Raw genomic sequence first — 24,387 nt, 5'->3', positions numbered from 1 at the left:
CAATTTGGACAGAAGAGGAGGAGAAAAAACATGAAGAAAAAGCTGTTGTCCACATTGATGGCGATGATTATGGTGCTGTCAATGTTCCCAGCGGCGGCACTGGAGGAAAGCGTTGACCCGCAGTCCAGCGGGACCACGGCCACAGAGGCGTCCGGCCAGGAGCCGGACACCACGGAAGATGGATGGACTGAGGTCAGCGGCGCGGAGGCACTGGGCGCCGCTCTGACCAACGGCGGCAATATCAAACTGACCGCAAGCATTGAAGTGAGTGAGAAACAGAACTGGACTGTCGACGGAAAAGAAGTTGTGCTGGATCTGAATAACTGCACCATCCGCAGTTCTTACGGCGAAATGAACAACTTCATCATGACGGTTAAAAATGGCGGCTCTCTGACCGTTACCGATAACTCTGCGGATAAAGGCGGCAAGATCGAGGCAACAGATAGCAGCTATGGTTACGGGATTCGGCTGTACAGCGAAAGCTCCTTTACGCTCCAGGCTGGTACGATTGAAACTACCCAGGAAACAGTGGACATTTACGACAGTACCTCTAATTGTATCGTCGATATTGCTGGAGGTAAACTTATCAGCACCACGGACAATGTATTAGGTGTTCGTGGAAACGGTACTAAGGTGACCATTACCGGCGGTGAGCTAGTGAGCAACGGGCGCACCGGCGTGTATATCTCCTGCTACGGCGACCCGGACTCCATCCAGTTCACCATGACCGGCGGAAAGCTGACCCATACCGGCGGCATGAGCGGTGCCATTCAGCTCTATAAGGGAGCTACCGTCACCATTGACGGCACCGCAGAAATTGAATCTACCAGTAGTTATGCTGTTCAGGTCCAGGAGAACACCATCCTCAATGTGGAGGGCGGAAACCTGAGTTCAAGTGGCTCCAGCGCAATCTCCTGTGGTGAAACCAGCACCGTCAACATCAGCGGCGGCGAGATCAGCTCCACCACTACCAGTACAACAAGCGGTGTGATTTCTGCGGAAGAAAATGCAACCGTGAATATCACTGGTGGAAAGATCTCCACGGAAAAACAGGCTGTCTATGCTGAGGACAATGCGTCCGTCAGCATCAGCGGCGATGCTGTAATTTCCACCTCAAGCACAAGCGCCTCCGATAAGATCGTGAATACCGATGGCAGCGGCAGTATATCTGTTACCGGCGGCACTTTCCAGAATGCCGACGGCGGTAAGGTAGATGTGAGCGGCTATCTTCCTGAGGGCACCACTCAGGACGAAAGCGGCAACGTGGTTGTTGATGAGAGCAAGGCCGTAGCTTCCATCGGCAACGTAGGTTACACCACTTTAGCGGCCGCCGTGGAGGCCGCCAAGGACGGTGATACGATTATGATACTCCAGGATATCACTGTCACATCCGCCATTTCTCCTAAAAAGACTTTGACGTTCCGGGGAGCGGTAAAGGGAGACGACACGAAGGTCAAAGTCAGCGGTTCAAGTGGCCTGTTTAGCCAGAGCGGGGCTGGAGTTTTTACATTGGAAAATCTGAATCTGGAAGCCACAGGCGAAACATGGTATATTTACCACAGTGCGGGGCCTCTGCATATAAATAACTGTGATTTCACAATGGCTGCAGGGGTAACAAAAACGGGCAACCTCATTATGGGAGAAGGAAAACCGGCAACGGACGAAACCTATTCCCTTACTTTTACCAACAATACCGTGAATGCAAACTCCAGAGCGGCCATCGTTGGTATCGGAAACAACAGCGTCATCACCCACAATACCTTTGACCTGATTAGTGAGCGCCATGGTGACACTGACAGCAGAACCAGTATTCTGTCCCTATGTGCTGCCGCTGGAAAAGGCGCAGTTGAGATTACGCATAACACTTTTAAGAATGCGAACAGAGCCCTGGCCGTGGACAACTCTACATTGGAGGCCGAGAGTCTGACCTTCAATCAGAATAGATTTATTGATGTGCGGTTTGCCTTTGAGCTGAATCCTGATGGAAATAAGGATTGCGGAATCTATGACATCAACAAAAACTATTACAACTTCAACGGTACTGTATCCGAGCCTAAGGTACAGGACGCCTCCAGCGACGGGGACAAATTCAGCTTTGGAGAAGGAACTGCTGAATATAGGCCTGCGGCGGGCAGTGAAAGTCAAGTCAGCAACAATGAGTATTATCTGCGACCTGAAATGGAGCCTGATGATCTAAATACTTATATACCTCCTTCTAGCGGCGGCGGAGGCGGCTCCAGCAGCTACTCCATCAGCGTGGACAAGAACATTGACAACGGCAGTGTGACCGTGTCCCCCAAGAGCGCCTCCAGCGGCCGGACGGTGACCATCACTGTCAAGGCCGACGAGGGCTATGAGCTGGACGAGCTGACCGTCACCGACAAGAACGGGGACGAGATCAAGCTGACCGACAAGGGCGACGGCAAGTATACCTTCAAGATGCCCCGGTCCAAGGTGACCATTGAGGCCTCCTTCGTGGAGATCGACCACCAGGATACCTGCCCCGCCGCCGGCTTCCGGGATGTGGACGAGGACGCCTGGTACCATGAGGCGGTGGACTACGCCCTGGACAACGGCCTGATGTCCGGTGTGTCCGACCGGGAGTTCGCCCCCGGCAGCACCCTGACCCGCGCCATGGTGGCCCAGATGCTGTACAGCCTGGAGGGCAAGCCCGCGGCCGGCAGCGCTGACTTCGCTGACGTGGCGGAGGGCGCCTGGTACGCCGACGCCATTTCCTGGGCGGCCGGTGAGGGCATCGTGTCCGGCTACGGCGACACCTTCGGCCCCAACGATCCCATTACACGGGAGCAGCTGGCGGCCATCCTGTACCGCTACGCCCAGAACGAGGGGTACAAGACCAGCCAGAGCGGCAAGGGGACAGAGGGCTATCTGGACGCCTCCTCCATCTCCAGCTATGCCGTGAAGGCCATGGACTGGGCGGTAAACGCTGGTCTGCTGTCCGGCAAGGGGAACAACACCCTGGCGCCTACCGCCGGGGCCACCCGTGCCGAGGTAGCACAGATCTTCATGAACTTCTGTGAGGATATCGCAAAGTAAGGCCGATTTTATTCCAATCGTGTACTGGCAAAGGGGCCGCTCCATCATGGAGCGGCCCCTTCTTTTGCTTGGCAACCATAAATGATATGACGACCGTGCGGATTTGTGGAGATGTGGCAAAAAGAGAAATTTTTGTTTTGCCGCAAGTTTTACCAGAACACGGGGTGTAGCAGGAAGCTGCTAAAAATTTGACAACAGATTTTTTGAAATTTTGGGAAAGAATAATGGTGCGTGGAACAAAGCGTTCCACGCCTTTTGAAAACAGGGAAGGAGCGAGGAGAATGAACAACAGCGGTTGTGGAGGATGCGGAAAATTTGTTCTGGGCGTGGCCACTGGAATGGCGGCGGGCGCGGCCCTGGGCATGACTATGGCGCCATCCCACCGACAGATCAAGCGGGCCGCCCATATGGCCGCCAAGCGGGTCAATGAGGCGGTGGAAAACCTGGCCGAGGCCATGGACCTGTAAAGGCAAAACAGAGCCGGACAGTCCTGGACTGCCCGGCTCTGTTTTTGCAGGTTCCCGATTTCTGAATCCAGTCTTCAGGGGGATGTAGGGAGGTCCTCCCTGGGGTGAGCGCTCATCTCCCAGAAATGCAGCTCATGGAGGGAGCAGGCGCGGAAAATCTCCCTGCACTTTTTTGCCCGCTCCGGTGCCAGATCTTGGCAGGCCTGGTCGGTAAACTCGGACCAGGCCCGGCAGATGGCGTCGTAGCGGTTGCCGGCGTAGTCCCGGACAAAGGGCCAGTAGGGAGTATTTTCCACTCCGGGGGAGCGGCGGATCAGCTCGCCAAAGATCCAGCCATAGCTCAACATACAGGGCAGACAGGCCATCATGCACTCGGCGGCCCCCTCCCCGTCCCGGGCGGCGGCCAGCATACTGTCCACATAGGCCCGATTCTCCGGCCGGAGGGGGAGGGGCTGGATCTCCTCGTCCGTGATGCCGTAGCGTTTCAGGTAGTAACGTCGGGTGGCATCCTCGCTCTCATTGACAAAGGAGAGCAGGGAGTAATAGTTACGGATCTCCGCCATGTCCCGGGAGTGGATCATCCCCCAGGCAAATACCTTGGAATACTCCCGCAGGTACAGACTGTCGTCCACGATGTAGCCCTTGAAGCACTCCTCGGGGAGAGAGCCATCGGCCACACCCTTCAAAAATTTTGTATTCAGGCAGGACTCCCAGATGGGCAGGCTGTCCTGGATGCACTCCTCTAAAAAGTTCATGACTGTTTCCCTCCTATGGCGTTTTGGATGGTCTTCAGCGGCAGGGCGAGCATAATCAGCGTGGTAGCGGTGCCCTCGGGGATCTTGCAGGACAGGTGGTAGGTGATGCTGTACCCCCAGGCCCCCCAGCCGTCCCAGGCGTTTTGAGAGAAAAAGACTACGCCGGAGAGCATCTGGCCAATGAACCGCAGCAGGATGGCCAGCAGTACCCCGCACAGCACCTTCCATTTCTTGTCGTTGCCGAAGATCCCGGCATAGCCCAGGGCGGAGAAGGCAACCAGGTGCTCCACGAAAATCTGGGCCCAGTGGACGGGGGCCCAGGCGGGGATGAGGAAGATGGCCAGAATACCAGTGACCCAGCCGGTGACGCAGGCCAGCCGCCAGTCATAGGTGAGGGCCAGCAGCATCAGGGGAATCCAGGAGCCCGGACTGATGGCCGCCCCGGTGGGAAGGTAGAGCAGAAAGGAGCCCAAAACCAGGGTGGCGGCACACGTCAATCCGCCGTAGCACACAGACCTGGTGTTTAGGCGCAGTCCCCGGCACAGCCAGGCGGTGACGGCCAGATAGGCGACGGTAAAGACAGCGGTGATCATGGTGGAGGGGGTCATTTAACAAACTCCCCCTCTAGGTTAAAGAGATGATCCAGCGGCCCTTTTCCCTGCCCCAGGTCTAGCATGGAGGCCAGGGCGCCGGAGAGATAGGTCTTGGCCCTCTCCACGGAGGTGTCTAGGTCGTAGCCCTTGGCCAGGTTGGAGGCGATGGCGGAGGACAGGGTGCAGCCGGTGCCGTGGGTATTGGGATTGTCGATTCGGCGGCCATAAAACCACTTGGCCTCGCCGGAGCGCCACAGCAGGTCATTGGCGTCGTTCAGGTCGTGGCCTCCCTTGCACAGCACGGCGCAGCCGTACCGCTCACTGATGGAGCGGGCGGCCCGCTCCATGTCCTCGGGACCATGGATGGTCATGCCGGAGAGGACCTCCGCCTCCGGGATGTTGGGGGTGAGAACGGTGGCCAGGGGGAGCAGTTCCGCCTTCAGGGCATCCACCGCCTCCTCGGAGATGAGACGGTCGCCGGAGGTGGCCACCATCACTGGGTCTACCACCAGCTTCTCCACTCGGTATTCCTTCAGCTTCCGGGCGATGACCTGGATCAGAGGCACGCTGGATACCATTCCGGTCTTTACCGCGTCTGGCATGATGTCCGTAAAGACGCAGTCCAGCTGTTCCGCCAGAAATTCAGGCGTGACCTCCATGATGCTCTTGACGCCGGTCGTATTCTGGGCCACCAGGGCTGTGACCGCGCTCATGGCGTATACGCCATTGGCGGTCATGGTCTTGATATCGGCCTGGATACCGGCGCCTCCGCTGGGGTCGGTCCCAGCGATCGTCAATGCTGTTTTCATTGTGAAAACTCCTTTCTTTTTTTGCATTGAAGTTTTATTACGCGACAGCAGGTGGTGCCCCCGAGCTGCCGCGGAAAAATCAGCTCCGCTGATATTTCCCAATTTTCTGGTCGATGGTCAAAATCTCGCCGTCGGGGCGATAGACCACCTTCACATAGGCCGAGACCTTGGGCGCTCCTGCCCGAACGGCCACATGCTGGCATTCCTTCACGATATCCATCAGTTGGTCGTAGCTCTCCCCTTCGATGGTGGTTTCAAAGGGGCCCACCTGATAGTTCAGGCCGGTGCTTTTGATATAGTCGATGACCCGGTCCACAATCCGGCACACCTCGGCATCGTTGTCCACTTGGGGCAGTACCTGAATGGCGATGCTTGCGCTCATATTAAGTTTCCTCCTTCCAGTTGTCGATGGCTTCATCCGCCAGCTTCTTCAATTCCTCCCAGGGCTGGGTACCGCCGTCGTAGACGGCTACCACATAGTACCCCGCCATTTTGGCGGTTTTTGCAGCGCCTAGGGCGTCCTCGTAAACGGCGATCTCTCCGGGGGAGGCCCCCAGCCGCCGGGCGGCTTCGTGGTACACGTCGGGCCGGTCCTTGCCCCAGCCCACCTCCTCACAGGAGAGAAGAAAGTCAAAATAGTCCAGCACCCCCAGCCGATCCAGACAGGCTTTCATCAGCGGGAGGGCGGTGGCTGAGGCCACGCACATCCGCACCCCATCCCGGCGAAGCCGGTCTAGGTAGAGGGCAACCCCCTCTTTCAAGGGGATGTCTCCCCGGTAGTGCGCCTCAATCATGGCGTTCATCTCCCCAGCGAGAGTTTGGGGAGTGCCGGACAGTCCAAAGGTGCGGATGAACAGCTCCGCCGACTGGGTCATGGTCATAGGCTTGATCCGCTCCAGCAGCTCGGGGGAGGGGGCAAGTCCCTGTCGGGCCAGATACTCCCGGGCCAGACCACGCCAGTAGTCCATGGAGTCCACCAGGGTCCCGTCCATGTCGAAAATGGCAAAGGCTTTATCCATGGGCGGCCACCATGTCCTTTGCCAGCGCCAGCAATTTGGACGTGGCCGCGCCTGGGTCCTCCGCGCCGAAAATAGCGGAGATGACAGCCACACCGTCCACATTGCTGCCCTTCAGCTGGGCGATATTGCCTGCGTTGATACCGCCGATGGCCACCACAGGGATGGACACGGCCCGGACGATGTCCCGCAGGGCCTCCACCGTCAGGTTCCGGGCGTCCTTCTTGGTGCTGGTGCCGAATACAGCGCCTACGCCGATGTAGTCAGCCCCGGCTTCCTGAGCGGCCTTAGCCTCGGCCACTGTGCCGGCGGAGATGCCTAAAATGCGGTCCGGCCCGATGAGGGCGCGGATGTCCCTCCCCCTGAGGTCGGACTGTCCCACATGGACGCCGTCGGCGCCGCAGGACAGGGCGATCTCCACGCTGTCGTTGACCACAAAGGGGACGTTCCGCCGCTGGCAAAGCTGGCGCAGTTCCTCCGCCTCCTGGGCAAAGCGGCCGGGCTCCAGGTCCTTCTCCCGAATCTGGAGGAAGGTGGCCCCGCCGTCCAGCACACGGCGGCAGACGTCGGCCAGGCTCTCCCCCTCCTTCAGCCATGTGCGGTCGCTGATGGCATAGAGCAGCATGGACCGGCGGATTTCATCCCTAGTAAATTTCATATCTTACACCCTCTGTCAGTTGTTTTTCAGTCAGGTTGAACACCGCGTCGATGAGATCAGTGCGGAAGGTGGCGTTTCCCGTGCCGTTTTTCAGCCGGCGGGCCTCGGCCGCCTCACCGCACACGCCCATGGCGGCCATGGCGGTACAGACAGCGGCAAAGGGGTCCGACGGCATGGCGCCGCAGAAGGCGCCGATCAGGGAGGTGAGCATACAACCGCTGCCGGTGATGCGGGCCATGGTGGGGCAGCCGTTCCGGAGGACCATAGTCTGTTCCCCGTCAGAGATGACATCCAGAGGGCCGGACAGGGCGATGACGCCGCCAATGCGCCGGGCCAGCCCCGCGACCGTCTGGACAGCGGCAGGTAGGCTGTCCTGAGACACGGTGTCGGCCGCCGCCGCATCCACCCCGCTGCCGGACGCCTCCTGGCCGGCCAGACTGCGGATCTCCGAGGCGTTGCCCCGGATGGCGGTAAACCGTACCTTCTCCAAAAGCCGCTTGGCGGATTCCCGCCGAAGGCGGGTGCCACCGGCGGCCACTGGATCTAGTACCACCGGCGTGCCAAGCTGGTTAGCGCGTTTCCCGGCCAGCACCATGGCGTCTATGTCCTCGATGGCCCCCATGTTGCACACTAAGGCCCGCACTCCAGACACGGCGTCCTCCACCTCTCGGATGTCATGAGCCATAGAGGGGGAGCCGCCGGCGGCTAGGATAATGTTGGCGCAGTCGTTTACTGTGACGAAATTGGTGATGCACTGGACCAGGGGAGCCCGCTCACGGACCAGGTGCAGGGCGTTGGAAAAATCAACCACGGGGCGCCTCCCGGCCCAGCTCGGCCAGCATCCGGTTCAGCAGGCCGGACCGTTTGAAGATGAGCAGCGCGGCCACCCCCATGCCGCCTCCCACCAGGGCGGCGGGGGTATAGAGGGGGATGTAGTACAGAGGGGACTGGGCGTCCAGGCCGTAAAACAGCTTCATCAGCGGATAGGCGGTCATGGCCCCCAGCAGGCCGGTGCCAGCTACCTCACCCACCAGGACCAGCCAGATGTTATGGGTCTTTTGATAGATGAGTCCGCCCAGGATGGGTCCAAAAACGGCGCCGACCACTGCCTGAATGGTCCGGCCGGACATCATCCGCATGATCCCGCATAGAAAAGCGGCGGCGCAGGCGTACCACGGACCCAGCAGGACGGCGGCGATCACATCCACGAAGTGCTGGAAGGGCGCCATGGATGGAAAGTAGACATAGGTGTTCAATACGAAGGCCAGGCAGGCCAGCATGGCGGTAAGCACCATCTTCTTGGTTCGGAGCTGGGTTTTTGCTTGGATCTGCTGCATCGATATTTCCTCCTAAAACGTAAAATGCCGTGGGCCTGTCTTTTACCTCTTAGAAAGACGTTCCCACGGCATCAGCCGAAAAAACTATCTCCCTACGTTGGCATTACCCAAATCAGGTCACAGGTCGAAGCGCACAGCTTCCTCTCAGCCCGTTTGCGAGCTCCCTTGTTGTTTGGCCCCATCCCACGGCTGGAGCCGGCCCTCATTATAATACTTTCAAAATGGGATTGCAAGTTTTTTTGTCCTGGAGTATCCTAAAAATAAAAAAGGTGGAAAGGCGAGCGTGGAAGAAATAGGATTTTTAGACGCTCTGGCCCAGGCCAGGGAGGAGGACGACCAGATATGTCGTCTGACTCAGCTCCGCCAGGAGCTGAAGGGACTGGACCTGTCGGAGCTGGAGCTGCGGGACTGCCATTTCCATGGCTGCCGCTTTACAGACTGCGATTTTTCCAGCGCTGTCCTTGAGCGATGCCTGTTCCATAGCTGCCAGTTGGTTCAGTGCCGCTTTGGAAACAGCTGCTGGCGGGATACCGCCCTCCTAGAATGTAAGGCCGAGGGCGGCGACTTCCGCGGGGCCAGGATAAGGGAGTGCGGTTGGAAGGATACGCTGCTCCGTTACTCCAACTTCAATGAGAGCCAGTGGAGGAGCGCAAAGCTGGAGCGCTGTGACCTGCGGGAGACCACCCTCTCCAGCGCTGTGGTGAAGGAGCTGACGCTGGAAAAGGTGGACCTGACGGGAGCGGAGCTGTTCAGAACCTCGCTGAAGGGAACCGACTTGTCCCGGTGCACCATAGACAGCATCTCCCTGTCGGCCAGCTGCGCCGAGCTGAAGGGAGCCAGGATTGCTCCCCATCAGGCGGCGGTGGTGGCCCGTATCTTGGGGATAGATGTGGCGGAATAGGAGGAAAATAGAATGACAGATCAAGAACTGGTGGACAAGGCCTTTGAGATGCACCAATATTCCTATGTGCCGTATTCCCATTTTCCGGTGGGAGCCGCTCTGCTGTGCGGGGATGGCAGGGTGTTTACCGGCTGCAATGTGGAAAACGCCGCCTTCGGCTCCACCATCTGCGCCGAGCGCACCGCTCTGCTAAAAGCGGTCAGTGAGGGGTGCCGGGAGGACTTCCTCGCCATCGCCATCGCCGGCAGGGGGGAGGACTACTGTTGGCCTTGCGGCTCCTGCCGGCAGATGCTCTACGAGTTTGCCCCGGATCTGCGTGTGTTGTGTGCCCGTGGGGACGGCGCCTTCGTTGAGACCAAACTGTCCCAACTGCTGCCCCACGGCTTTGGACCCAAGTCCTTGAAGTAGACTGTTGATTGGAAATATTTTCCGTGTGCATAGACTGCCCTTATCTGGTCAAACTACCTGTGGAACTTGATCCGAGGAGGTGACCTGATATGGTCATGGATAAGATCGCCCTGACCCTGCTGATCATTGGCGGGCTGAACTGGGGCAGCGTGGGACTGTTCCAGTTCGACCTGGTGGCCTTCGCCTGCGGCGGGGCCGGCAGCTTGGTCAGCCGGGTAGTATATGCCCTAGTGGGCCTGTCCGCTGTATGGTGTGTTTCCCTGCTGTTCCGGGATCGAGACCCCGTCGAGGAGCGGAGCTGACCCCTGCGCAGTCAGAGATAACCGATAAAGCCGGCCCGGACCGCACTGCGGTCCGGGCCGGCTTTTCTGAGGACCTTGGCGCGTTTTACGCGCTAGAGCCCTCTTTTTTTACATTGAGACGGAATTTTACAAAGACTTAACAGAGGTAGTGTTTCGCATTTTACATTCCTTTTTTATACTGGGCACCGTAGCACAGATCAAAAGAACCAAGACAGAATAAAAAGGAGTAATCACGAAGATGAAAAAACTGACTTGCCTGGGTCTGGCGCTGGTCATGGCCCTGTCCCTGACCGCCTGCGGCGGCAACAATAACTCCAGCTCCAATTCAAACGGCGCCGGCAACTCCAACACCGGCTCCGCCGCCGGGGCGCAGAGCACAGACAACAATACACAGACTGACCTGAGCGGCTCCGTTACCACCAACGGCTCCACCTCGATGGAAAAGGTGGTCCTGACGCTGAATGAGCAGTTTATGATCGACCACCCCGATGTAAAGGCGTCCTACGACCCCACCGGCTCCAGCACTGGCATCGAGGCCGCCAAGAACGGCTCTGCCGACATCGGCCTGGCCTCCCGCGCCCTGAAGGACGAGGAGGTGGCCGACGGTCTGAAGAGCACCACCCTGGCCCTGGACGGCATCGCCATCATCGTCAACGCCGACTCCGCCATCTCTGACCTGACCGTGGAGCAGATTGCCCAGATTTTCAAGGGCGAGGTCGCCAACTGGTCGGAAATGGGCGGCGCGGACGGCGCCATCGCCTGCATCGGCCGGGAGGGCGGCTCCGGCACACGGGACGGCTTTGAGTCTATCACCGGGACGGAGGACCTCTGTGTGCTCTCCCAGGAGCTGACCTCCACCGGCGCTGTCATCGAGGCAGTGAAGAATAACCCCCAGGCCATTGGCTACGCCTCCCTCTCCGCTGTGGAGGGCCAGGAGGGCATCAAGGCCATCACCGTCAACGGTGTCGCCTGCTCGGAGGAGACCGTGCTGGACGGCAGCTACGAGATCCAGCGCCCCTTCATCCTGGTGACCAAGGAGGGCGAGACCTTGAGTGAGGCCGCCCAAGCCTGGTTTGACTGGGCTACCTCCGCCGCCGCTTCCGACCTGATCCGTGCCGCCGGCGCGGTGCCTATGGTCTGATTCTGAGAGATCCTTCCGCGACAGCCTCCGCTCTGCTGATAGAGTGGAGGCTGTTGGGCTGAACGAAAGGAGTTTTGGCATTGGAAAGCGAGAAGGTCATGGACTGGGCCGCCTCTAGGGCGGAACACAAGCCGGCCTCCAGTCTCCGCCGGGGCCGGGACACTATGGAATTCATCGTCAAGATGGTATTCCTATTGTGCGGCTTTGTAGCGGTGGGCTGTGTGCTTTTTATCTGTATTTATCTAATTATTGCCGGGCTGCCCGCCATTTTGGAGATTGGCGTCACCGACTTCCTGTTCGGAACGGAGTGGGCGGGCAAACAGGAGAAGTTCGGGATCCTGCCCTTCATCCTCACCTCGGTGGCCGGCACGGCCGGCGCCGTCCTGGTGGGGGTGCCCATTGGGCTGATGACCGCCATGTTTCTGGCCAAGGTAGCGCCGCCCAAGGCGGCTAAAGTCATCCGTACCGCCGTGGAGCTGCTGGCGGGCATTCCCTCCATTGTCTACGGTCTGGTGGGCATGATCGTCCTGGTCCCCGCCATCCAGCGAACCTTCGAGCTGGCCTCCGGCGCCAGCCTGCTGGCCGCTATCGTGGTGCTGGCCATCATGATTCTGCCCTCCATTGTCAACGTGGCGGAGACCTCCCTCCGGGCGGTGCCCAAGGAGTATGAGGAGGCCAGCCTGGCCCTGGGAGCCACCCACATTGAGACCATCTTCCGGGTGACTCTGCCCGCCGCCCGGTCCGGCGTGGCAACCGCTGTGGTGCTGGGGGTGGGGCGGGCCATCGGTGAGGCCATGGCCATCATCATGGTGTCCGGCAATGTACCCAATATGCCGGACAGCCTGTTTACCCCCGTGCGGTTCCTGACCACAGCTATCGCCTCTGAAATGTCCTATGCCGGAGTGGGTACCCTGTGGCGGCAGGCCCTGTACTCCGTGGGTCTGGTGCTGTTCCTCTTCATTATGCTCATCAACGTGATCCTTAACCTGTTTATCAAGAACAAAAAGGAGGGCTGAAGCCATGGAAAAGCTGTCTAAGAGGCGCTGGCTCTACGACCGGGGGCTTCGTGCCCTGCTCTACCTGTGTGGTCTGCTGGTGTGCGCCCTGCTGGTCTTTCTCATCGGCTATATCTTCGTCCGGGGACTTCCCTTAGTCACCTGGGAGCTGCTGTCCACCCAGACCAGTATGCTCAAGGGAACCACCGGCATCCTGCCCCACATCGCCAGCACCATCTACATCATTGTGCTGTCCATGGCCATCGTCCTGCCACTGGGGGTGGGCGCTGCCATCTATCTGACGGAGTATGCCTCCAACCGGCGTTTGGCCGCTATCATCGAATTTGCCGCCGAAACCCTCACCGGGATCCCCTCCATCATCTTCGGCCTGGTGGGCATGATGGTTTTTATCCAGCTTATGGGACTGAAGGCGGGCATCCTGGCCGGCGGCCTGACGCTGGTGGTCATGATTTTGCCCACCATCATCCGCACCACCCAGGAGAGCCTGAAGACTGTTCCCCAGAGCTACCGGGAGGGGGCCCTGGGCCTGGGGGCCGGCAAGTGGCATATGATTCGCACCGTCGTGCTGCCCAACGCCGTGGACGGGATCGTCACCGGCTGTATCCTGGCTGTGGGCCGTATCGTGGGCGAGTCGGCCGCCCTGCTGTTCACCGCTGGCTTCGGCACAGTGCTGTACAGCTTTGGCGAGGCGCTGAATAACTCCTCCGCCACCCTTACCGTGGCCCTATACCTTTACGCCAACGAGCGGGGCCGGACGGATATCGCCTTTGCCATCGCGGCCATCCTGATGATTCTCACCCTGGTTATCAACCTGTCCGCCAGCCTGGTTGGGAAGAAGCTAAAGAAGTAAAGGAGCACAGAGCCATGGACCATACTATCCTGTCCGCCCGGGACCTAAATCTGTATTATGGCGAGAACCATGCCTTGAAAAATATTATGATCGACCTGCCGGAGCGGCAGATCACCGCCCTGATCGGCCCCTCCGGCTGCGGAAAGTCCACCTTTCTGCGGACCATTAACCGGATGAACGACCTGATTCCGGGGGTGAAAATCACTGGATCCCTGACCTATCGGGGGGAGGAGGTATACGCCCCAGGCAGGGATGTAACCGATTTGCGCCGCCGCATCGGCATGGTGTTCCAGAAGGCCAACCCCTTCCCCATGTCTATCTATGACAACGTGGCCTACGGCCCCCGGACCCATGGGATCCGCAACCGTGTGAAGCTGGACGAGATCGTGGAGCAGTCCCTTCGGGGGGCCGCCATCTGGGAAGAGGTGAAGGACCGGCTGAAGAAGTCCGCCCTGGGCCTGTCCGGCGGCCAGCAGCAGCGGCTGTGCATTGCCAGAGCCCTGGCCGTCAAGCCGGACGTACTGCTGATGGACGAGGCCACTTCCGCCCTGGACCCCATCTCTACCTCCAAGATAGAGGACCTTGCCTCAGAGCTGAAAAAAGACTATACTATCATTATGGTGACCCACAACATGCAGCAGGCCGCCCGTATTTCAGATAATACCGCCTTTTTCCTCATGGGGGAGCTGGTGGAATTTGGAGAGACGGAGCAAATATTCTCCATGCCTCAGGACAAGAGAACCGAGGACTACATCACCGGGAGGTTTGGCTGATATGAGGAACCGTTTTAATGAACAGCTGGAGCAGCTGAATGTAGAACTGATTAAAATGGGAGCTCTGTGCGAGGAGGCCATCTCCGCCGCCACCAAGGCGTATGTGGAGGGAGACCGAGAGCTGGGAGAGCGGGCCAGGAGCCTGGAGCAAGACATCGACCACAAGGAGCGGGATATCGAGAGCCAGTGTATGAAGCTCCTCCTGCGTCAGCAGCCGGTGGCCAAGGACCTGCGGGCCGTATCCGCCGCCCTGCGGATGATTTCCGATATGGAGCGCATCGGGGATCAGGCCGCCGATATTGCTGAAATCGCCCGGTATATGGAGAAAAGCTCCATTCTGCGGCAGGTGCCCATGGAGGAGATGGCCCTGGCTGCCATTAAAATGGTGACGGACAGTGTGGACTCCTTTGTCCGGGGTGATCTGGCCCTGGCCCACTCAGTCATCGCCCAGGACGACCAGGTGGACAGCCTGTTCCTGTCCGTCCGGGAAAAGCTGACCGCGCTGATCGCCGGAGGGGAGAATGGCGGCCTCTGCCTGGACCTGCTGATGATCGCCAAGTATTTCGAGCGCATCGGCGACCACGCCTGCAATATCGCCCAGTGGGTGGAGTACGCCATCACCGGGGACTATGAGGATGACTGAAAGAGAAGATTGCCGGACGGCGGCATGGGGAAGAAGGCACAGTCTCTCTCCCGCCGGGGAAACAAGACTGGAATGAGGTGGACCCCTTGATCTATATTCTGGAGGACGACGCCAGTATCCGCAAGCTGGTGGTATACACCCTGAACAGCCAGGGGATGGAGGCGGAGGGCTTTGAACGCCCCTCCAGCTTTTGGCGCGCTCTGGAGGAGCGGCAGCCCGACTTGGTGCTGCTGGATATCATGCTGCCGGAGGAGGACGGGCTGCAGGTGCTGAAGCGCCTGCGGGCCGATTCCAACACCAGAAGGCTGCCGGTCCTGATGCTGACGGCCAAGAGCACCGAGTATGACAAGGTGCTGGGGCTGGACCAGGGGGCGGACGACTACATCGCCAAGCCCTTCGGCATGATGGAGCTGATGGCCCGCATCCGTACGGCCCTGCGCCACTCCGGGCAGGGGGAGAACGGAGGCAGGACCTATCAAGTGGGCGCTCTCTATGTGGACCCAGGCCGCCATGTGGTCCGGGATGGGGAGCGGGATGTAACCCTGACCCTAAAGGAGTTTCAACTGCTCTGCCTGCTGCTGGAGCGGCGAGGCACCGTATTCACCCGGGACCAGTTGCTTAATACCATCTGGGGATATGAATTTGACGGGGCCAGCCGCACGGTGGATGTCCATATCCGCACCCTGCGGCAAAAGCTGGGAGAGGCGGGCGCCTGCATCGAAACAGTCCGGGGTATCGGCTACAAGGTATCGGAATAGGACAAGGCCGTCAGAATTGAGAGGTGTAGCGGTTTGACATCAAAGATCTTTCGCAATTCCATGGCGGTAGGGCTGTCCGTATTTCTGCTGTCAGTGGCCCTGTTCATGGGAGTGCTGTACCAATACTTCGGCGATCAAATCACCGGTGAGCTGGAGAACGAGGCGTGGCTGGTGGCCCGGGGTGTGGAGTCCATGGGAATGGACTATTTTGACGGCCTCCAGTCCTCCAGCCGCATCACCTGGGTAGGGGAGGATGGAACGGTCCTCTATGACAGTGTGGCGGACGCCTCCACCATGGAGAATCACGCCGACCGGGAGGAGATCCGTGAGGCGATGAATGGTTCCCGGGGGACGGCCCAGCGCCAGTCGGCCACCCTGTCGGAAAAGACATTTTATGTAGCCCGGCGGCTGGAGGACGGCTCCGTCATCCGTCTGGCCAGCGCCCAGTATACAGTGGTGGTCCTGCTGGTATCCATGGTCCAGCCCCTGCTGATCATCCTGGTCCTGTCCCTGATCCTGGCCGCGGTGCTGGCCAACCGGCTGTCCAAGGGGATCATCCGGCCTATTTTGGACTTGGATCTGGAGCACCCGGAGGAGTGCGATACCTATGACGAGCTCTCCCCGCTGTTGACAAGGATCCGGCGGCAGAATGACACCATCCGGGGCCAGATGGACCAGCTCCGCCAGCGTCAACAGGAATTTTCCGCCCTCACCGAGAACATGACCGAGGGCTTTGTGCTGTTGGATCAAAAGGGCCACGTTCTCTCCTATAACTCCGGCGCCCTGCGGCTTTTGGGCGCCATCCCGCCGGGGGGCGAGGCCAATGTCCTGACGCTGGACCGGACGGATGCCTTCCGCCGAGTAGTGGAGCAGGTGCTGGACGGGGTGCGCGGACAGACCCGCCTGGACCGCCAGGGCCGGTGTGTCCATCTCCTGGCTGACCCGGTGTTCCGGGAGGGAGCTGTGAGCGGAGCGGTCCTGGTACTGCTGGACGTAACAGAGCGGGAGCAGGGGGAGCGGATGCGCCGAGAGTTCACCGCAAACGTGTCCCATGAGCTGAAGACTCCCCTGACAGCCATCTCCGGCATGGCCGAGATCATCAAGGATGGTCTGGTGGACCCGAAGGATGTGGCGGGTTTCGCCGGCGATATCTATAAGGAGAGCCAGCGACTCATTAGCCTGGTGGAGGACATCATCCACCTGTCCCGCCTGGATGAGGGAGGCGTGGGGCTGGAGACGGCGCCGGTGGACCTGCTGGAGCTGTGCCGCCGGGTCATGGAGCGGCTGGAGCCCGCCGCCAAGCGGGCTGGCGTGAGCGTCAGCGTAGAGGGGATGCCAGCTACGATCCACGGGATCCCGGCAGTGTTGGAGGAGATGGTGTATAACCTGTGCGACAACGCAATCAAATACAACCGTCCGGGAGGGAGCGTGGCACTGAACCTCTCCCTAGGGGAGAAAGAGATAGAGCTGTCCGTGGCCGACACTGGCATCGGTATCCCGGCCGAGGACCAGGAGCGGGTCTTTGAGCGATTCTACCGGGTGGACAAGAGCCATTCCAAGGAGATCGGAGGGACCGGTCTGGGCCTGTCCATCGTCAAGCATGGCGCCGCCCTGCACAACGCCGCAATCAGGCTGGAGAGCGCCCCTGGGCATGGAACCACTGTGCGCCTAATCTTTCCCATCTGATTTTTTCATCCCGCGGGAGGCCGCCGGTTTCTGCCGGCGGCCTCCCGGCCTGTTATCCGCACATGATAAAAAACGGAAAAGGAGGGAACTTTTTGGGATAGGGGCCGTCTAATAGAGGGAAAGCTAAATAGGCTGAAACTTTACGACAAAACGGAGGATTATGTTATGAAGAAGATTTTAACGCTTGCCCTTGTCCTGGCCCTGGCTGTCACCGGGCTGTCTGGCTGCTCCGGAAACGGCGGGACCACGTCTGACAAGAGCCCGGAGGAACTGGCCCAGCTCTACCATACTGCCATCACAGACAACGGCGGCGAGATGGTGGAGTATAACCCTGTGATCACAGAGAAAAAAGAGGACGACGGCTCCGCTATGCTCCTTGAGATGCTGGGGCTGGATACTGGCGATATGACCGCTTTTGGGATCAGTGCCTCCATGATGAATGTCAAGGCTTACGCCATCGCCGCCGTCATGCCCGCCGAGGGGAAGGGCGACGCTGTGAAAGAGGGGCTGCAGGGCTACATCGACCAACAGAAGAGCAGCTTTGAGATGTATCTGGCTGACCAGTACGAGGTAGCTAAGAACGCCAGACTGGAAACTCTGGAGGACGGCACCATCCTGATGGTTATGTGTGAGGACCAGGATACGGTCTTTGACGCCATCTCCGCCGCCATCCAGGCCGGCTAAAGCCCACAAAACATCCCCGGTCCCCGGACCGGGGATGTTTTTGTATTAAAGTGAATAAATAAACGGAATATCCAAATATATATTCATTTTTGGTAAATATATATGGAAAATAATTGTTAGTATATGCATATTAATGCAAATAACCTCTTGCAATTACGTTAAGGGAGTGGTAGACTGTTGCCATGGAAAGCAGAGCGGACGGCGCAGGCCACCAGACAGAGGAAAAAGCGCGCCCCGCACTGAGATTTGGAGGGAAAAATCATGGCTCAAGTAAAAAAAGTAGTGCTGGCTTACTCCGGCGGTCTGGATACATCCATCATCATCCCCTGGTTGAAGGAGAACTATAATGACCCTGAGATCATCGCTGTTTCCGGCGATGTGGGGCAGGGCACTGAACTGGACGGGCTGGAGGAGAAGGCCATCAAGACTGGCGCCTCTAAGCTGTATATCGAGGACCTGACCGACGAGATGGTTGACGACGTTATCATCCCGTCCATGATGATGGGGGCCAAGTACGAGGATTATCTGTTGGGCACCGCCTTTGCCCGGCCCATCATTGCCAAGCGGCTGGTGGAGATCGCCAAGAAGGAAGGCGCCGACGCCATCTGCCACGGCTGCACCGGCAAGGGCAACGATCAGGTCCGGTTCGAGCTGGCCATCAAGAGATTTGCCCCTGAGATGAAGATTATCGCCCCCTGGCGGGAGTGGGACATCAAGGGCCGGGACGAGGAGATCGACTACGCCGAAGCCCACAACGTCCCCCTGAAGATCAGCCGGGAGACCAACTATTCCAAGGACAAAAACCTGTGGCACTTGTCCCATGAAGGGCTGGACCTGGAGGATCCCGCTAACGAACCCCTGTATGACAAGCCCGGCTTCCTGGAGATGGGCGTGTCCCCCGCCATGGCACCAGACGCCCCCACCTATGTCACCTTGGACTTTGAGAAGGGATGGCCTGTGGCCATTGACGGGGAGAAGATGAAGGCGTCCGACATCATCCGCAAGCTCAACGAGCTGGGCGGGGCCAACGGCATCGGCCTGCTGGACATCGTGGAGAACCGGCTGGTGGGCATGAAGGACCGGGGCGTGTACGAAACTCCCGGCGGCACCATCCTCTACCGGGCCCACGAGGTGCTGGAGCAGATCACCATCGACAAGGATACCAAGCACATGAAGCAGAAGCTGGCGGTGGACTTTGCCGATCTGGTGTACAATGGCAAGTGGTTTACCCCCCTGCGGGAGGCCCTGACCGCCTTCGCCGTGGATACCCAGAAGTACGTCACCGGCACTGTGAAGCTGAAGCTCTACAAGGGCAATATCATCACCTCTTCCATCACCTCGCCCTGCACCCTGTACTCAGAGAATCTGGTGACCTTTGAGGAGAGCGACTATGACCAGAAGGACTCCCAGGGCTTTATCAACCTGTGGGGCCTTCCCGACAAGGTACAGGCGCTAAGAGAGCAGGGCAAGCTGTAATATTTAAGAGTGGAGAGTGGAGATAAGCCCAATATCTTCGCTCTCCATTCTATTCTTAATATTTGTGAGGTAACTGACATGAAGTTATGGGCAGGAAGATTTCAAAAGGAAACTGACACACTGGTGAACGATTTTAACTCCTCTATCGGCTTTGACGCCCGGCTGTATCGGCAGGATATCCAGGGCTCCATCGCCCATGCCCAGATGCTGGGCAGGCAGGGGATCATCGAGGCACATGAGGCGGAAAAGATCGTAGAGGGCCTGAAGGCCATCCTGGCTGACATTGAGGACGACAAGGTGGAGTTCTCCCTGGACAACGAGGACATCCACATGAACATCGAGGCCATGCTGACCCAGCGCATCGGCGACGCGGGCAAGCGCCTCCACACCGGCCGTTCCCGGAACGACCAGGTGGCGGTGGACACCCGGCTGTATGTCAAGGAGGAAATCCCTGTTATCATCGGCCAGGTGTTGGCGCTGGAGGAGGTCCTGGTCAAAAAGGCCGAGGCCAACCTAGACACCGTCATGCCGGGTTATACCCACCTTCAGCGGGCCCAGCCCACCACCTTTGCTCACTACATGATGGCCTACGCCAACATGTTCAAGCGGGATGTCACCCGGCTGGAGGACTGCCTGGAGCGGCTGGACGAGTGCCCCCTGGGGGCGGGCGCCCTGGCCACTTCTACCTATCCGGTGGACCGCTTCGCCACTGCCCAGGCTCTGGGCTTTAAAAAACCAACCGACAATTCCATGGACTCAGTGTCCGACCGGGACTACGCCATCGAGTTGCTGTCCGCCCTGTCCATCCTGATGATGCACCTGTCTCGGTTCTCTGAGGAGATCGTGCTGTGGTGCTCCTGGGAGTTCAAGTTCGCGGACCTGGACGACGCCTACTCCACTGGTTCCTCCATCATGCCTCAGAAGAAGAACCCAGACGTGGCCGAGCTGGTGCGGGGCAAGACTGGGCGGGTGTACGGTGCCCTGGTCACGTTGCTTACTGTGATGAAGTCCCTTCCCCTGGCCTACAACAAGGATATGCAGGAGGACAAGGAGGCCGTCTTTGACGCCATTGACACGGTGGAGCTGTGCCTGCCCGTGTTTGCCGCCATGGTGGATACCCTGACCGTGCGGCCTAAGAACATGGCCAAGGCAGCGGCCGGCGGCTTCATCAACGCCACCGACTGTGCCGACTACCTGACGAAAAAGGGGCTGCCCTTCCGGGAGGCCTATATGATCGTGGGCCGGCTGGTCAACCTGTGCATCAAGACTGGGGACACCTTGGATACGCTGACCTTAAAGGACTTCCGGGCCATCTCCTCCCTGTTTGATGAGGACGTGTACCAGGCCCTGGCCCTCAAGACCTGTGTGAATGAAAGAAAGGTCTATGGCGGCCCGGCGAAGGAGAGCGTGGAGAAGCAGATCGCCCTGATTGAAGAATTTGTGGCAGAGCGCAAATAAGCCATTGCAAAAATTCCCAGGTTAGACCATAATAGAACTATCATTTCAAAGAAATCCAGGTGGTCCATATGAGTAAGCCAAAGGTATATATCGACGGTAAGGAGGGCACCACCGGCCTGCAGATCTATGAGCGGCTGGGCGGCCGGGAGGACATCGAGCTGCTCCTTATCGACGAGGATAAGCGAAAGGACACAGAGGAGAGAAAGAAATTCCTCAACGCCGCCGACCTGGTGTTCCTGTGTCTGCCTGACGCCGCCGCTGTGGAGGCGGTGTCCCTCATAGAAAACCCTAAGACCCGAATTATTGACGCTTCCACCGCCCACCGGACGGCGGAGGGCTGGGTATATGGCTTTGCCGAACTGCTGCCCGGCCAGCGCCAGCGCATCAAGTTCTCCTCCCGAGTGGCCAACCCAGGGTGTCACGCCACTGGCTTTTTGTCCACGGTGGCCCCCCTGATAGAGCTGGGGGTGCTGCCCAGGGACTACCCCTTATCCTGTTACTCCCTCACCGGCTACTCTGGCGGAGGAAAGAAGATGATTGCTGAGTATGAGGCGCCGGACCGGGACCCTCTGCTGGACTCTCCGGCTCCTTACGCCATTGGCCTGTGTCACAAGCACCTGCCTGAGATGCGTCAGGTGGCGGGCCTGGACTTTCCACTCAATTTTCTGCCGGTGCTGGGGGATATCTACAAGGGGATGGCGACCACTGTTATGCTCCAGAACCATCTGCTGAAGGGCACGCCCAATGCCCAGGACGTCCACGATCTGCTGGCCGGCTACTACCAGGACCAGAAGCTGGTCCAGGTCACCCCCTTCGGAGGGGCCGGTCCCCGGCTGTATACCAGCCAGCTGGCGGGAAAGGACAGCCTGGAGATCACGGTTTCCGGAACGCAGGAGCAGACGCTGCTCACTGCCCAGTTTGATAATCTGGGAAAAGGAGCGTCGGGGGCCGCGGTCCAGAATATGAACATTATGATGGGGTTTGAAGAAACTGCCGGACTTAGCCTGTAATAGCGTGTCCTGCGGTGGGGCGCGCACTGTGCGCCCCGATGAAATAAAAGGAGGGTATCCCTCATGTTGAATGAAATTTCCGGCGGCGTGTGTGCCGCCCGGGGCTTCCAGGCCGCCGGTGTCCACTGTGGCGTCAAGGCCAGCAGCAGCCCGGATAAGAACGACCTGGCCCTGATCCTGTCGGAGCGGGAGTGCGCTGCCGCCGCCGTCTATACCCTGAACCGGGTGAAATCCGCCCCGGTGTATGTCACCATGGACCACCTGGAGGACGGAACCGCCTGGGGTGTGGTGGCCAACAGCGGCAACGCCAATGCCTGCTGCCCTTTGAGCCACGAGAACGCCCAGGCCATGTGCGCTGCCGCCGCCCAGGCCACCGGCCGCCAGCCAGAGGACTTTGTGGTGGCCTCCACCGGAGTCATCGGAAAAACGATCAACATCGGTGTGATTCAGGCAGGTATGCCAAAGGCAGCCGCCGCTTTGGGTAGGGACGGCTCCGACAGCGCGGCCAATGCCATTATGACGACGGATACAGCGAAAAAAGAGATTGCGATTTCTTTTGAGCTAGGCGGGAAAGAGGTGCGGATGGGGGCTATCGCCAAGGGCTCCGGCATGATTCATCCGAACATGGGCACCATGCTGGCCTTTATCACCACTGACTGCGCCATTACCCACGAACTTCTATCTGATGCTTTGCACCAGGTGGCAGCGAGAACCTTTAACCGGGTGACCGTGGACGGGGATACCTCCACCAACGACACCTGCGCGGTGCTGGCCAACGGTCTGGCGGGCAACACCCTTATCGAGTGGAAGGACGGAGACTACGAGATCTTTGTGGCTGCCCTGGACCATGTGTGCCGCTATCTGGCCCGGTCTATCGCGGCCGACGGCGAGGGGTGCACCAAGCTGATCACCTGCCTCATGTCCGGCGCCCGCAGCGAGGAGAGCGCCGAGCGTCTGGCCAAGTCGGTGGTGGGCTCCTCCTTGGTGAAGGCGGCCATGTTTGGCGCCGACGCCAACTGGGGCCGGGTGCTGTGCGCCATGGGGTACTCTAAAGCCCCCTTCCGCCCGGAGCATGTGGACGTGACGTTCCGCTCTGCCGCAGGGGAACTCCTGGTCTGTAAACAGGGTGAGGCCGTAGATTTTGACGAGGCCAAGGCCAAGGAGGTCCTGTCTCAGAAGGAGGTCATCATTGCCGTGGACCTCCACGAGGGGGAGGACAGCGCGGAGTGCTGGGGCTGCGACCTGACGTATGACTATGTGAAAATTAACGGCGACTACCGCACCTGATCCTGGAAAATGGGAGGCGCTGCGCTGAGATGGCTGCATTGGTGAAGGACTTGGGGGCGGAGCTGCTCCTGAAGCTTCCCATCTATCTTCTTCCGGCAGTAGTCCTAGGGGTGCTGTCACGCCGGGGAATAAAAAGCCGGGTGGGGAGATGGTGCGCTGGCCTTCTCGTTCTGGGGTTGAGCGCCGGGCTGCTGTACGGCGTGCTCCGCGCCTTGGGGGTGATCCTGTACCCCAACGACAAAGTGGGAATGTCCTACTACTGGTACGGCTCCAGCTTCCGGGACGAGGGGATCAGAACGGCCGCTTTCTGCGGGCTGTTGCTTTTGGCGGCGGCCATCCCTCGGATGGGGAAGCTGCTTGATAAAAAATGAGGAGGGATCTGTCCCATGTCCTTTAATGAGATCGACCGGGCCCAGGTGCTGGCTGAGGCCCTGCCTTATATTCAAAAATTCACTGGTAAGACCATCGTGGTGAAATACGGCGGCAACGCCATGGTTTCTGATGAGCTGCGCCACGCCGTCATCTCCGATATCATTCTGCTGTCCCTGGTGGGGATCCGGGTAGTGGTGGTTCACGGCGGCGGCCCGGAGATCAGCGAGATGCTGAAAAAGCTGGGCAAGGAGTCAAAATTCGTGGACGGACTGCGCTATACAGACGAGGAGACGATGGATATTGTCCAGCAGGTCCTGTGCGGCCGGGTGAATAAGGACCTGGTAGCCACTCTGAACCGCTTGGGAGGCCGGGCTTTGGGGCTGTGCGGCCTGGACGGTGCCCTTCTCCAAGCGAAAAAGCTGGATGACAAATACGGCCAGGTGGGGGATATCACCAAGGTGGACGCCGCCCCGGTCATTGACGCCCTGAATGACGGCTATATCCCTGTGGTAGCCACAGTGGCCCAGGGGGTAGATGCGGAGGTGTCCTACAATATTAACGCCGACACTGCCGCCGCCAAGCTGGCTGTGGCCCTTGAGGCGGAGAAGCTGATCCTGCTTACCGATGTGCGCGGCCTGCTCCGGGATCCCAAGAATGAGGCCACCCTGATCCCCGAGCTGCAACTCTCCTCTGTCCCTGCCCTGGTGCGGGAGGGAGTCATTTCTGGAGGGATGATCCCCAAGGTGGAATGCTGCGTGGAGTCTGTCCGTTCCGGCGTCAAGTCGGCGGTTATTTTGGATGGCCGGGTGGCCCACTCCCTGCTGATGGAGCTGCTCACCGACGCGGGCATCGGCACCATGCTGACCAACTAAAGGCGCCCCTAAATGGCGTCGGCATCTGGCGGAGAGGGATCGCATGAATTTACCCTCG

Annotated in this window: 27 protein-coding genes and 1 riboswitch; of the genes, 19 read left to right on the top strand and 8 right to left on the bottom strand. The window is 59.3% G+C overall.

Annotated elements, in window-relative coordinates; all coding sequences use genetic code 11:
* Window positions 1-30 precede the first annotated feature (30 nt).
* On the top strand, window positions 31-3,057 hold the full coding sequence (locus tag ACEVJK_RS03075; RefSeq protein ID WP_374739941.1) for an S-layer homology domain-containing protein: 3,027 nt from the start codon (window positions 31-33) through the stop codon (window positions 3,055-3,057).
* A 281-nt stretch (window positions 3,058-3,338) separates the two neighbouring features.
* Window positions 3,339-3,524 (top strand): hypothetical protein, encoded by a 186-nt coding sequence (locus tag ACEVJK_RS03070; protein WP_147570941.1) that lies wholly within the window; start codon window positions 3,339-3,341, stop codon window positions 3,522-3,524.
* A gap of 74 nt (window positions 3,525-3,598) precedes the next feature.
* Here the strand turns inward: ACEVJK_RS03070 and ACEVJK_RS03065 are convergent, their stop codons facing one another.
* The 8 genes from ACEVJK_RS03065 to thiW form a co-directional block, all read right to left on the bottom strand.
* Window positions 3,599-4,279: a TenA family protein gene (locus tag ACEVJK_RS03065; protein WP_147570940.1), complete on the bottom strand. Its 681-nt coding sequence runs from the start codon at window positions 4,277-4,279 to the stop codon at window positions 3,599-3,601.
* A complete protein-coding gene (locus tag ACEVJK_RS03060) occupies window positions 4,276-4,887 on the bottom strand; it encodes an energy-coupled thiamine transporter ThiT (protein WP_262670426.1) in 612 nt (203 codons plus the stop codon). Before ACEVJK_RS03060 ends, ACEVJK_RS03065 begins: the two co-directional genes overlap by 4 nt.
* Complete coding sequence (gene thiD, locus ACEVJK_RS03055; protein ID WP_186853286.1) at window positions 4,884-5,681, bottom strand: bifunctional hydroxymethylpyrimidine kinase/phosphomethylpyrimidine kinase; 798 nt, start codon at window positions 5,679-5,681, stop codon at window positions 4,884-4,886. The genes ACEVJK_RS03060 and thiD overlap by 4 nt, the downstream gene beginning before the upstream one ends.
* A 79-nt stretch (window positions 5,682-5,760) precedes the next feature.
* Window positions 5,761-6,063, bottom strand: coding sequence for a thiamine-binding protein (locus ACEVJK_RS03050; RefSeq protein WP_240286870.1), 303 nt, complete (start codon window positions 6,061-6,063; stop codon window positions 5,761-5,763).
* Between the two features lies 1 nt (window position 6,064).
* Window positions 6,065-6,700 (bottom strand): HAD family hydrolase, encoded by a 636-nt coding sequence (locus tag ACEVJK_RS03045; protein WP_374739940.1) that lies wholly within the window; start codon window positions 6,698-6,700, stop codon window positions 6,065-6,067.
* Window positions 6,693-7,355 (bottom strand): thiamine phosphate synthase, encoded by a 663-nt coding sequence (thiE, locus tag ACEVJK_RS03040; RefSeq protein WP_374739939.1) that lies wholly within the window; start codon window positions 7,353-7,355, stop codon window positions 6,693-6,695. The genes ACEVJK_RS03045 and thiE overlap by 8 nt, the downstream gene beginning before the upstream one ends.
* Entirely contained in the window at window positions 7,342-8,166 is an 825-nt protein-coding gene (gene thiM, locus ACEVJK_RS03035; RefSeq protein ID WP_374739938.1) for a hydroxyethylthiazole kinase, read from the bottom strand. Before thiM ends, thiE begins: the two co-directional genes overlap by 14 nt.
* Window positions 8,159-8,692, bottom strand: a complete 534-nt coding sequence (thiW, locus tag ACEVJK_RS03030; protein WP_374739937.1) for an energy coupling factor transporter S component ThiW — start codon at window positions 8,690-8,692, stop codon at window positions 8,159-8,161. Before thiW ends, thiM begins: the two co-directional genes overlap by 8 nt.
* A gap of 72 nt (window positions 8,693-8,764) precedes the next feature.
* Window positions 8,765-8,869: riboswitch (TPP riboswitch) on the bottom strand.
* Between the two features lie 106 nt (window positions 8,870-8,975).
* Here thiW and ACEVJK_RS03025 point away from each other — a divergent pair.
* The 17 genes from ACEVJK_RS03025 (at window position 8,976) to argB (ending at window position 24,329) form a co-directional block, all read left to right on the top strand.
* Window positions 8,976-9,593: a pentapeptide repeat-containing protein gene (locus ACEVJK_RS03025; RefSeq protein ID WP_374739936.1), complete on the top strand. Its 618-nt coding sequence runs from the start codon at window positions 8,976-8,978 to the stop codon at window positions 9,591-9,593.
* 12 nt (window positions 9,594-9,605) lie between these two features.
* Complete coding sequence (cdd, locus tag ACEVJK_RS03020) at window positions 9,606-10,001, top strand: cytidine deaminase (protein ID WP_186853291.1); 396 nt, start codon at window positions 9,606-9,608, stop codon at window positions 9,999-10,001.
* Between the two features lie 89 nt (window positions 10,002-10,090).
* Complete coding sequence (locus tag ACEVJK_RS03015; RefSeq protein ID WP_147570930.1) at window positions 10,091-10,303, top strand: DUF378 domain-containing protein; 213 nt, start codon at window positions 10,091-10,093, stop codon at window positions 10,301-10,303.
* A gap of 238 nt (window positions 10,304-10,541) precedes the next feature.
* Entirely contained in the window at window positions 10,542-11,444 is a 903-nt protein-coding gene (locus ACEVJK_RS03010) for a phosphate ABC transporter substrate-binding protein (RefSeq protein WP_374739935.1), read from the top strand.
* Between the two features lie 164 nt (window positions 11,445-11,608).
* A complete protein-coding gene (gene pstC, locus ACEVJK_RS03005; protein ID WP_186853344.1) occupies window positions 11,609-12,460 on the top strand; it encodes a phosphate ABC transporter permease subunit PstC in 852 nt (283 codons plus the stop codon).
* A gap of 4 nt (window positions 12,461-12,464) precedes the next feature.
* A complete protein-coding gene (gene pstA / locus ACEVJK_RS03000; protein WP_147570928.1) occupies window positions 12,465-13,310 on the top strand; it encodes a phosphate ABC transporter permease PstA in 846 nt (281 codons plus the stop codon).
* A gap of 14 nt (window positions 13,311-13,324) precedes the next feature.
* Entirely contained in the window at window positions 13,325-14,083 is a 759-nt protein-coding gene (pstB, locus tag ACEVJK_RS02995) for a phosphate ABC transporter ATP-binding protein PstB (protein ID WP_147570927.1), read from the top strand.
* Between the two features lies 1 nt (window position 14,084).
* Window positions 14,085-14,726, top strand: a complete 642-nt coding sequence (phoU, locus tag ACEVJK_RS02990) for a phosphate signaling complex protein PhoU (protein ID WP_147570926.1) — start codon at window positions 14,085-14,087, stop codon at window positions 14,724-14,726.
* An 86-nt stretch (window positions 14,727-14,812) separates the two neighbouring features.
* A complete protein-coding gene (locus ACEVJK_RS02985) occupies window positions 14,813-15,484 on the top strand; it encodes a response regulator transcription factor (protein ID WP_147570925.1) in 672 nt (223 codons plus the stop codon).
* 33 nt (window positions 15,485-15,517) lie between these two features.
* Window positions 15,518-17,170 carry an ATP-binding protein gene (locus tag ACEVJK_RS02980; protein WP_374739934.1) on the top strand — a complete coding sequence of 551 codons (1,653 nt, stop codon included), beginning with the start codon at window positions 15,518-15,520 and terminating at the stop codon, window positions 17,168-17,170.
* Window positions 17,171-17,335: 165 nt separating this feature from the next.
* Window positions 17,336-17,854 (top strand): DUF4358 domain-containing protein, encoded by a 519-nt coding sequence (locus ACEVJK_RS02975; protein WP_374739933.1) that lies wholly within the window; start codon window positions 17,336-17,338, stop codon window positions 17,852-17,854.
* Between the two features lie 261 nt (window positions 17,855-18,115).
* Entirely contained in the window at window positions 18,116-19,330 is a 1,215-nt protein-coding gene (locus ACEVJK_RS02970; protein WP_186853295.1) for an argininosuccinate synthase, read from the top strand.
* A 78-nt stretch (window positions 19,331-19,408) separates the two neighbouring features.
* Window positions 19,409-20,788: an argininosuccinate lyase gene (argH, locus tag ACEVJK_RS02965; protein ID WP_147570921.1), complete on the top strand. Its 1,380-nt coding sequence runs from the start codon at window positions 19,409-19,411 to the stop codon at window positions 20,786-20,788.
* Window positions 20,789-20,856: 68 nt separating this feature from the next.
* Window positions 20,857-21,798: an N-acetyl-gamma-glutamyl-phosphate reductase gene (gene argC, locus ACEVJK_RS02960; RefSeq protein WP_374739932.1), complete on the top strand. Its 942-nt coding sequence runs from the start codon at window positions 20,857-20,859 to the stop codon at window positions 21,796-21,798.
* A gap of 63 nt (window positions 21,799-21,861) precedes the next feature.
* Window positions 21,862-23,085, top strand: a complete 1,224-nt coding sequence (gene argJ / locus ACEVJK_RS02955; protein WP_207721990.1) for a bifunctional glutamate N-acetyltransferase/amino-acid acetyltransferase ArgJ — start codon at window positions 21,862-21,864, stop codon at window positions 23,083-23,085.
* Window positions 23,086-23,114: 29 nt separating this feature from the next.
* On the top strand, window positions 23,115-23,456 hold the full coding sequence (locus ACEVJK_RS02950; protein ID WP_186853296.1) for a hypothetical protein: 342 nt from the start codon (window positions 23,115-23,117) through the stop codon (window positions 23,454-23,456).
* A 15-nt stretch (window positions 23,457-23,471) separates the two neighbouring features.
* Window positions 23,472-24,329, top strand: a complete 858-nt coding sequence (gene argB / locus ACEVJK_RS02945) for an acetylglutamate kinase (RefSeq protein ID WP_147570918.1) — start codon at window positions 23,472-23,474, stop codon at window positions 24,327-24,329.
* The last annotated feature ends 58 nt before the right edge of the window (window positions 24,330-24,387 follow it).

The organism is Flintibacter sp. P01028 (genome assembly GCF_041925235.1).
GTDB lineage: Bacteria > Bacillota > Clostridia > Oscillospirales > Oscillospiraceae > Lawsonibacter > Lawsonibacter aceti.
This window is presented reverse-complemented; position numbering and strand designations above follow the sequence as displayed.